This is a genomic window from Mycobacterium sp. TH-M106 (assembly GCF_057473765.1).
The window spans coordinates 1-10,075 of the sequence record NZ_JBYCLE010000242.1; the positions used below are offsets into that span (position 1 = coordinate 1).

Annotated in this window: 4 protein-coding genes and 1 pseudogene; 4 read left to right on the plus strand and 1 reads right to left on the minus strand. The window is 69.9% G+C overall.

Features of this window, described 5'->3' with window-relative positions; genetic code table 11:
- The 3 genes from AC2VOP_RS08460 to AC2VOP_RS08470 form a co-directional block, all read left to right on the plus strand.
- A partial coding sequence (locus AC2VOP_RS08460) for a type I polyketide synthase (RefSeq protein WP_486960549.1) occupies nt 1–3,164 on the plus strand: 3,164 nt, incomplete at its 5' end.
- Nucleotides 3,161–7,657, plus strand: a complete 4,497-nt coding sequence (locus tag AC2VOP_RS08465) for a type I polyketide synthase (protein WP_486960550.1) — start codon at nt 3,161–3,163, stop codon at nt 7,655–7,657. The genes AC2VOP_RS08460 and AC2VOP_RS08465, both read left to right, overlap by 4 nt.
- Before the next feature lie 7 nt (nt 7,658–7,664).
- Nucleotides 7,665–8,924, plus strand: coding sequence for a phthiocerol/phthiodiolone dimycocerosyl transferase family protein (locus AC2VOP_RS08470; RefSeq protein ID WP_486960551.1), 1,260 nt, complete (start codon nt 7,665–7,667; stop codon nt 8,922–8,924).
- Here AC2VOP_RS08470 and AC2VOP_RS08475 read toward each other — a convergent pair.
- Nucleotides 8,917–9,765, minus strand: a complete 849-nt coding sequence (locus AC2VOP_RS08475; RefSeq protein WP_486960552.1) for a class I SAM-dependent methyltransferase — start codon at nt 9,763–9,765, stop codon at nt 8,917–8,919. The two genes, AC2VOP_RS08470 and AC2VOP_RS08475, sit on opposite strands and share 8 nt — an antisense overlap.
- 61 nt (nt 9,766–9,826) lie before the next feature.
- Between AC2VOP_RS08475 and AC2VOP_RS08480 the strand changes: the two are divergent.
- Nucleotides 9,827–10,075, plus strand: a pseudogene (locus AC2VOP_RS08480) (flavodoxin family protein); the annotation flags it as partial.

Genomic DNA, 10,075 nt, shown 5'->3' on the forward strand with positions numbered 1-10,075 from the left:
AAGCGGTCACCGCCCTGGCGCAGAACCACGCCGCCTTCATCGAGATGAGCCCGCATCCGCTGCTGACCTACGCCATCGGCGAGACGCTCGAGGCGGCAGGGTCACCGGGCGAGAGCCGGGTGACGGGAACGTTGCACCGGGACAACCCCGAAACACTGACCTTCCACACCAATCTGGCCACCGTCCGGCCCGCACCGGTCGAAGCAGTGCAGCCCGACACCCCCGCAGCACACCTTACGGACCTGCCACCGAGGCCTTGGCTGCACGTCAAGTACTGGGCCGCACCGTCATCGGCGAATCGTCAGCCGACCAGTGCGCATCCGTTGCTGGGGATGCGCGTCGAGTTGCCGTCTGGCCGCCACCACGTCTGGCAGACGGATGTGGGAACCGACGTCATTCCGTGGCTGGCCGACCACAAGGTGCACGGCCAAGCCGTCATGCCCGCAACGGGTTTCGCGGAGATGGCGTTGGCCGCGGCGAGCGAGGCCCTAGGCTTGCCGGCCGAGGCCGTGACGCTGAATCGGCTCGAGATCGAACAGATGCTGCGGCTCGACGGTAGTACATCAGTGACGACCCAGCTGACGCGCGAAGACTGCGCCGACGGCATCGCCGACACTCCAGATCGTTCTGATACCGCAGGCATCCGCGTCGAGATTCATTCCCGCGCATCCGGCGGACACTGGTTGCGGCACGCGGTCGCTCGGGTCCAGGAGGCACGAACGGCACAGGCGGTACAGGTCGGGGCGCCGCCAGAGTGGACCGGCACAGCAGGCACAGTGGGCAAAGTGGGCACAGTGCTGCCGCCGGCAGACTTTTATGCCGCGCTGCGTCGGACCGGCCTGCATCACGGGACGGCTTTCGCCGCGTTGACGCGGATCACCCGCAAACCCGGAGGTTTGGCAGAGGCCGAGATCGTTCTGCCCGACGAAGCCGCACCGCACCGCGGCTACCGAGTCCATCCGGTGCTGCTCGACGCGGCGCTGCAGTGTCTGGCGGCCGCGCTGCCGGTCGAATCTTCGACCGGGTCGGCTGGATCGGCTGACGCCACCTACCTGCCGGTGTCGGTGGAGACCATCCGGGTCTTCGGGGACACCGGCCGTCGTGCCCGCTGCCGCGCCGAGGCCGTCAAACACGACGGCGACGGCACGGGCGGCATCCGCGGTCACGTCATGGTGACGGATGACACCGGAACCCCGACCGTCGAGCTGACCGGGATCTACCTGCAGCGCGTGCAGAGCCGGACGGTGCCGTTGCCGCTGGCGCAGAAGCTCTTCGGCACCACCTGGGTCGATACTTCGACGGCTCCGATCCCGGCCGGCGCGCAGTCAACGGCTCCCGGGCACGGCAGCTGGCTGGTGCTGACCGACGGCGCCGAAACCGAACACCTGGCAGACGGCTTTCTCGCTCAGTTCGGCTCGACGGCCCCGCGGATGCTGCGAGCGGATCTGTCCCGGGAGTCCGCCGTGCTGGAGGCTTTCGCGGAAACCGGGGCCGATCCCGAGCTTCCGCCGGCCGGAGTGGTCGTGTTCCTTCGTCACGGCTCACCGGACTGCTTCGACGCCCCCGACACCCCTGACGCCCTTGATGCGGGAGTGCTGCGTGGGCGTGACTTGACCTGGGCGGTCGCGTCGACGGTGCGCGCGCTTGTCGGAGGCTGGCACGGAAAGTCACCGCGGCTGTGGCTGGTATCCCGCAACGGCCTGGCGGTCACCGGGAGTGAGCGTCATGAGCCGGGCGACCCGTCGATCGGCGCCCTCAAGGGACTCGTCCGGGTGCTCGCCTACGAACATCCGGACTTACGGACCACTCTGGTGGATCTGCCGGACGACTCCCTGGCCCCACTGCTGGCCGAGCTGGCCGAGCCGCCCGAGCCGACGGGGCCGGGCGGAGCCGGCACCGACGACGTGATCGCCTGGCGCGGCGGGCAGCGATATGTGGAGCGGCTGTGCCGTGCGGCGCTGGGCGCGCAGCAGCACCGCCCAGTAGTCCGGCGCGACGGCGCCTACATCGTCACCGGCGGCCTCGGCGGCATCGGTCTGGTGGTGGCCCGCTGGCTGGCCGACAGCGGCGCCGGGCGCGTCGTGCTCAACGGGCGGTCCGAGCCCTCCGACGAGCAACGCGCCGTCCTCACCGAACTAGAAAGGCACACCCAGATCGCCGTCGTGCGCGGTGATATCGCCGAAACGGGGGTGGCCGAGCAACTCGTCGCGGCCGCCGAACAGACCGGGCTGGTGCTGCGGGGAGTGCTGCACGGCGCAGCCGTCATCGACGACCAGATCGTCGTCACCCTCACCCGCGAAAGCCTGGAACGGGTCTGGGCACCCAAGGCCGTCGGCGCCCTGCGGCTGCACGCCGCCTTACGTGAAGCCAGCACGGCTCGCGAACTCGACTGGTGGGTCGGATTCTCTTCGACGTCGTCGTTGCTGGGTGCGCCCGGGCAGCTGGCATACGCCGCCGCCAGCGCCTGGCTGGACGCCCTGGTCGCCTGGCGGCGGGCCTGCGGCCTGCCGGGGACCACGATCAACTGGGGTCAGTGGTCCGACATCGGGGTTGCCCGCTCGCTGACATTCAGCGCGCTGGATCCCATTGCCCCGGCCGAGGGGATCGAGGCCCTCGAGGCGGTGCTGGCCGACGGCCTCAGTCGGGTGGGGGTAACCCGGCTGCGGCTGGACCGCGGCGCGGCCGCCTTCCCGGAAATTCGACAACTAGGGTACTTCGCCGCGCTGGCCGACGAAGTGGAACTCGCCGCCGCGGACGACGACTGGGCCGGCCCCGGCGCGCTTCGCGAGATGGACGCGGCCGAAGCTGGACGGGTCGCCACCGCTCGGCTGAGCGCACGCATCCTGGCCGTCATGGGCTACCCCGAAGGCAGCGCCATCGACGCCGACAAGCCGCTGACCGAACTGGGCCTGGACTCACTGATGGCGGTGCGGATCCGCAACACCGTTCGCGGTGATTTCGAGGTGGAACCGCCGGTGGCACTGCTGCTGCAGGGTGCAACGCTGGCCGACCTGACGGCCGATCTCCTGCACCGCCTCGACCTGGGCGGACCGGACCAGGATGGCACGGGCGGGGGTGCCGGCGGTGTCCGGGCCCGGGCCCAGCAGCGCGGCGCGGCGCGGCAACGGGCCGCGGCGCGGCGCAAAGTGGGGGGCCGGGTGTGAACGGCAACAACGAACCCCTGCCGACGACGGCTATCGCGGTGATCGGTATGGCCGGGCGGTTTCCCGGCGCCAACACCCTGTCGGCGTTCTGGAACAACCTGCGCGAGGGCGTGGAGTCGATCGTCGACGTCTCCGAGGAAGACCTGCTGGCCGCCGGCATCGACGCCAAGGTGCTGGCCAATCAGTTCTACGTGCGGCGTGCGGCGCTGCTGGACGGGATTGACGAGTTCGACGCCGACTTCTTCGGCTTCACCGGCCAGGCGGCGAAGATGATGGATCCGCAGCACCGGCTGTTCCTGCAGTGCACATGGCACGCGTTGGAAGACGCCGGCTACGACCCGGAGCGGCTCGACGGTGCGGTCGGCGTGTTCGGCACCAGTACCACCAGCGGTTATCTGCTGCACAACCTGATGTCGCACAGCGATCCGAACACCGTCATCGGGCAGGGCGTCACCTTCGAGATGGTCAACCTCTCGCTGAACAACGACAAGGACTACCTGGCGACCCGGGTGGCCCACCAGCTCAACCTGCGCGGCCCCGCCCTGTCGGTGCAGACCGCCTGCTCGTCGGCGCTGGTCGCGGTGCACCTGGCCTGCCAGAGCATCCTCAACGGTGAATGCGACATGGCGCTGGCCGGCGGCGCGTCACTGCGCGTCCCGCACCGGGTCGGCTACTGGCATGAACCCGGCTCGATGGTGTCGGCGACCGGGCACTGCCGGCCGTTCGACGTGCGGGCGGACGGGACCGTCTTCGGCAGCGGCGTCGGGGCGGTGGTGCTCAAGTCGCTGGAGGCCGCCGTCGACGACGGCGACCGGATCCACGCGGTGATCCGCGGTTCGGCGCTGAACAACGACGGCGCGACGAAGATGACCTACGCCGCCCCCAACGCGGCCGGCCAGGCCGACGTCATCGCCGAAGCGCACGCGGTCGCCGAGGTCGACGCCGCCACCATCAGCTACGTCGAAACCCACGGCACTGGAACACCGCTCGGCGATCCGATCGAAATCGACGGCCTGAGACAGGCGTTCGGCGTTTCCACCGCGGAGCGTACTGCGCCATGTTTCATCGGCTCGGTCAAGTCCAACATCGGACACCTGGAGTCGGCGGCCGGCATCGCCGGTCTGATCAAGACGATCCTCTGCTTGCAGCACCGGGCTATCCCGGCGACGCTGCACTACACCAGCCCCAACCCGCAGTTGCACCTGGACTCCGGCCCGTTCGTTGTGCGCGGCGAATACGGCCCCTGGGAAGCCGACGGCGTCCGGCGCGCCGGGGTCAGCTCGTTCGGGGTTGGTGGCACCAACGCCCATCTGGTCCTGGAGGAATGGCCGAAAGCACCGGCCCGCCCCGCCCCACCCGGCCCGCAGGTGCTGCTGCTGTCGGCGCGCAGCGCCGAGGCACTGCAGCAGTCGCGCGTCGCGCTCGCCGCCGAGCTGTCCGGCCCGGACCCGCAGAACCCGCTGGCCGACGTCGCCTACACCCTGACGCGGCGACGCACGGAACCCATCCGGATGGCGGCCGTCGTCGCCGACCACCGCGACGCCGTGAGGGTGCTGGGCGCAGCCGAGCACGACAACGTCTTCATCGGCGAATCAGTGCCCGCCGCAGAGGAATCCGATTCAGCCGCAGATAATTCCAGCCGGGTGGTGTTCCTGTTCCCCGGACAGGGCGCCCAGCACATCGGCATGGCTCGCGACCTCTACGAATCCGAGCCGGTGTTCGCCGAGCACTTCGACGCGTGCACGACAGGGTTCGACGCGGAGTTGCGCGTCGACCTGCGCGCGGAGATCTTCGACGGCACCGCGCGCAACCTGGAGCGCACCGACCGGACCCAGCCCGCGCTGTTCACGGTTCAGTACGCGCTGGCGAAGCTGGTCGAAAGCTATGGCGTGCGCCCGTCGGCGCTGGCCGGGCACAGCATCGGCGAGTACGCCGCGGCCACCATCGCAGGCGTTTTCGATCTGGACACCGCCATCTCGGTGGTGGCCATGCGCGCCCGGCTGATGCACACCGCACCCCGCGGAGTGATGGTGGCAGTGCCGCTGAGCCCCGACGCGATCTCCGAATTCCTGTTAGCCGACGTCGATCTCGCCACGGTCAACGACCCGGGCGGCTGCGTGGTGGCCGGTGCCGAGGGCGACATGGCCCAGTTCACCGAACGCCTTGCGCAAGCGGGAATCTCAGCGAGGCGAGTCCGCACTTCGCATGCCTTCCACTCCCGGCTGATGGATTCGGTGATCCCGGAGTTCACCGGCTTCCTGTCCCGGGTGACGCTGCACGAACCTCAGATTCCGCTGCTGTCGAACCTCACCGGAACCTGGCTGGCGCCCAGCGAAGCTGCCAACGCCGCGACGTGGGCGCGCCAACTGCGGGCGACGGTCCGGTTCGCCGACGAACTCGACGCGTTGCTTGCCGATCCGCGGCGCGTCCTGGTCGAGGTGGGCCCCGGCGGCACTCTCACCGGGTCGGCGATGCGGCACCCGAGGTGGTCAACCGGCCCGGCCGGCCACCGGGCCGTCCGGTTGATGCGCCACCATGCCCAGAACCGCAACGACCGCGACGTGTTCCTGCTGGGGCTCGGGCAACTCTGGTCGGCGGGGATAGACGTCGACTGGGCACCCCGGCTCGGCGACCAACGCCAACTCGTGTCGCTGCCCGGCTATCCCTTCGAGCGCCGACGGCACTGGGTGGATCACAACGCCGCGGCACGCTGGGCGGGAGGTGCAACCGGCGCGGCGGCGGCCGGGCCACCTGGGCTCAAGGAGCAGACCCGAACGCCGGCCAACGGCAGTTCGCCGACGGAGGCGACGCTGCAGCGCATCTGGGCGGTCTGCCTCGGCTTGGAAAACACTGACTCGGTGGACCGCAACGCCAACTTCTTCGACATCGGCGGTGACTCGCTGGTCGCCATCAGTGTCGCGATGGCAGCCGCCCACGAAGGGCTGGACCTCACGCCGCAGGATCTCTACGAGAACCAGACCGTCGCTGCACTGGCCAAGACACTGGTAGACCGATACGCCGCCGGTGGGTTGGCGCGGCAGTCGCCGGCCGAGCTAGCTAGGGTCGCAAACCCCCCCGTTCCGCCGAACATCGCATACTTCCTCGAACACGGAGTACGCGAACGCGGCCGCTGGCGCGTTCCGCTGGTGCTGCGGCTGCGGCCCGACGTGAGCCTCGACGACGTCCGTGCGGTGCTGACCGCGCTGACCGCCCACCACGACGCGCTGCGGCTGCGCATCGACCAGCGTGCCGGGACGTGGGAGCAGACCATCGAAGCACCGCGAGAGTTCACTGAGCTGACCGTCCGGTCGCCATCCGACCTGGCGGAACCGCCGCCCGATGAACAGGACCCAACCAGCCCGCCGCTGACCGCCAGCTATGTCCAGGGCGGCGGGGACGACACGGACGAGCCCGGTTCGTGCTCCTTGCTGCTCAGCGTGCACGCGATGGTAGCCGACGAGCTTTCGCGGGAGATCCTGCTCACCGACCTGTTCACCGCGTTCGGCCAGCGGCTGGCCGGCCAGGACATCGACCTGCAACCGGTCACCACCTCATGGGCCGAATGGTCGCAGCGCTGCGCCGCCTTGGCCACCCATCCCGGTGTGGTCGAACGTCGAGATTTTTGGCTGGCGACCGCGGCCGCACCCACCCTGCGTGTCGTCTCGGACCCAGCAGACTTTCCGCCGCCGGGCGCAGGCGACCTGGTGCGGGTGCGTTCGGAGCTGACCGCGGCCGACACCACCGAATTCGACGACGCACGCCGCAGGCTGCGATGGGGAATCAACGAATTCCTGCTGGCCGCGCTGAGCCGGACCGTCGCGGCCACCGTCGGCGACGGCACCGTCGCCGTCGACCTGGGCGGACCGGGCCGGTCGGTGCTGCAACCCGACGTCGACCTGCGGCGCACCCTGGGCTGGTTCACCACGCTGTACCCGGTGCCGCTGCGCTGCTCGACGGGGTCGGGCGTGGCCGCCCGGCAGGCGCTCGACGACGTGCGCGAGATGCTGAATGCCGTCCCACACTACGGAATCGGCTACGGGCTGCTGCGCTACCTCTACGCGCCGACCGCACGCCTGCTCGGCACCGCCCGTCCGGCCGATGTCCACTTCGCCTACCTCGGCGCGATTCCCGACCTGCCGGACCTGGCCGCCGACGACGTGCCCGTCAGGCTGGACGCCGACACCGCGCTGCCGGTGCGTGAACCGATTCCCGGCCTGGGCCACGCCCTCGAGCTTCGGGCGTACCGCTGCACCGGGGTGCTGCACCTGGACTGGTGGTACGACAGCCGCCGGGTCGACGTGACCAGGGCGCAGTCGTTTGCCGACGGGCTCACGTCGACCCTGATGGAGCTGATCCGGGAGGCCGGCGAGGCCGGCGAGGCCGGGGAGGCTGGGGAGGCTGGGGAGTCTGGGGCCGAAGCCGACTCGGCCGGCGACGGCGACACCGAAGACGATGTCGTGCTGGTGGATCTGTCGGCGACCGACTCGGCGTAGGAGAACGGTGTTTCCCACCTCGGTGATCCGCAAGCTGGCCAACAGCGAGGAGATGCTCGCCGAAACGCACAATTTCGTGGGCCTGGCCGCGCAACTGGCGGGGCCGGTCGACATCGACGCCCTGTCCGCCGCCTACGACGCGCTGCTCGAAGCGCACCCCATCCTCACCGCGCACCTCGAGCGGTGCCCCGACGGGCGTCACCAGTTCGTCACCGACGATCTGCTGCCGGCTCAGATCGAGGTGGTGGAACTCGACGACCCGGCCGCCGAGGCCCCCCCGCCGCACTTCGACCAGAGCGAGGCGCTGGTCGGTCTTCGGGTGACCATCCGCGATGGCCAGCCGCAGCCGACCCTCTACGTCCACCACGCCGTCGCCGACGGCCACCACATGTACAGCCTGATCGAGGAGCTGCTGTCCTACTACACCGACCTGGTGGGCACCGGAAAGATCGGCGCGGTCAGCGTCGAGCCCGCGCCTGAGTCGATCGAGGCGGTGCTCGCCGAGCGGGGCATCCAAAAACAGCCCCGCTCAGGCATCGAGCGGTTCATGCCGGCGATGTTCGCCTACGACCTACCGCCGACCCGCCGTATCGTCACCGACGTCAAACCGGTTTCGCCGGTGCGAGTTCCGATGGTGTCCGGCCGGTTGAGCGCGGCCGAGACCGAGGACGTCGTCGCGTTCGGCAGGGCGCACGACCTGACCCTGCACGCCGTGCTCTCGGCCGCGGTGCTGATGGCCGAATGGGAACTTCGGGGCCGGCGCAACATCCCGATTCCCTACCTCTACACCGTCGACCTGCGCTACTTCCTGTCGCCGCCGGTGTCGGCGACGGGGTGCACCAACCCGGTCGGACTGGCGACCTACCTCGCCGAGATCGACCCCAAGACCCAGGTGGTCGACCTTGCCCGCGACATCGCCGAGACGTTTCAGGCAGACCTGGCCGAGGGCGTGATCCAGCAGTCCCGGCTGCACTTCAGCCCGGCCTACGTCGGCAACCCGCCCGGCCTGCCGGACGTCGTCGTGCTGTCCAACAACGGTCTGGTCCCACCGGTGCGCACCCCGCCGGGTGTGGAGGTGACCGCCACCCACGGCGAGCTGTACTTCGCGGTCAGCGCCGGAATCGACATCTACTTCACCCAGATCGTCGCCGAGCAGCTGAGCATCGAGTACCACTCGCACGGGCCGGCGCCGCAGAAGTCGGTCGAGGCGATCCGGGCGCGGCTGCGCGACATCGCCCGCCAGCACGCCGCGACCGGTCTCAGCTGACCGGCCCGAACGCATAGCGGTGGTATGCGAACATTCCGCGCAGCGGCGGAATCACCCGAACCAGGCCGACGGCCCGCCGGAATCCTGCCGGCGCCCGGTCAAACGTGGCCGCGTCGAAGAACGTGGTTGCCGCCAGCAGCCGGACCCCGCAGACGCGATCCAGGATGTCGGCCGGGCTGTTGACGGCCCAGTGCAGCGTCGATCCGGACTGGCGCTGCAGCCGGTGGGTCCGCTGCGACCGGACGCCCAGCCAGTTGTAGAAGTCCATCTGCAGTTCGCCGCGGCCGAAGCGGTCGACGACGCGCCGCAGCAGCGCGACGCCGTCTGGTTCGGTCAGGTACATGCTGATGCCCTCGGCCAGCAACAATGTCGGGCGGCCGGCGGGAATCCGGTCCAGCCAGGCGGTGTCGGCCGCCGACGCGGCGATCACCCGGTAGCGGCAGTGGTGGCCGCAGTGTTCTCGGGTGGTAAAAACCTTCTCGCGCAACGCGATGACCTCCGGCTGGTCGACGTCATACCAGTGCACGTCCGGGCCGGGGTCGAGGCGGAGCACCCGGCTGTCCAGTCCGCAGCCGAGATGGATCACCGCGGCCCGCGGGTTCGCGGCCAGGAACTGCGCCGTCCAGATGTCGTACAGAGCGGCGCGCACCGTCACCAGCGTCGTCCACCGGTCGGCCACCCCGAGTTCGTGCCAGGCGTAATCGATTCGGCTGGCTGCCGCCCTGGCGTAGCGGTCGCCGAGCACCGGCCGGGGCAGGTCGGCGTCGCGGGCTTTGCAGTACAGCGTCGTCAGCATCGTCTGCGCCGCGCCGTGCAGGTCGACGTGCACCTTGTCGGTCACGCCTGTGAGGGTAGTGGGCAAGGTAATAGGCTCGCCGGGAGGAGTTGCGGGAGGAGTTGAGGTGACCGATACCGGCAATCAGCGGCGCGACCAGCCGCAGCGTCCCCGCAGGGTGCTGTTGCTGTACTACAGCTACAGCGGGCAGGCCCGCTGCGTGCTCGAGGCCGCCGGGGAGGTGTTCGCCGAACGCGGCTGCCAGGTGGCGCACGCCTCGATCGAGTTCACCGACCCGCGGTACGCCGAGCGGTTCGCCCGCTTCCCGATGAAGCGGGTCTGGCCCGACATGCTCAGCGTGCTGGGCGCCCAGAAG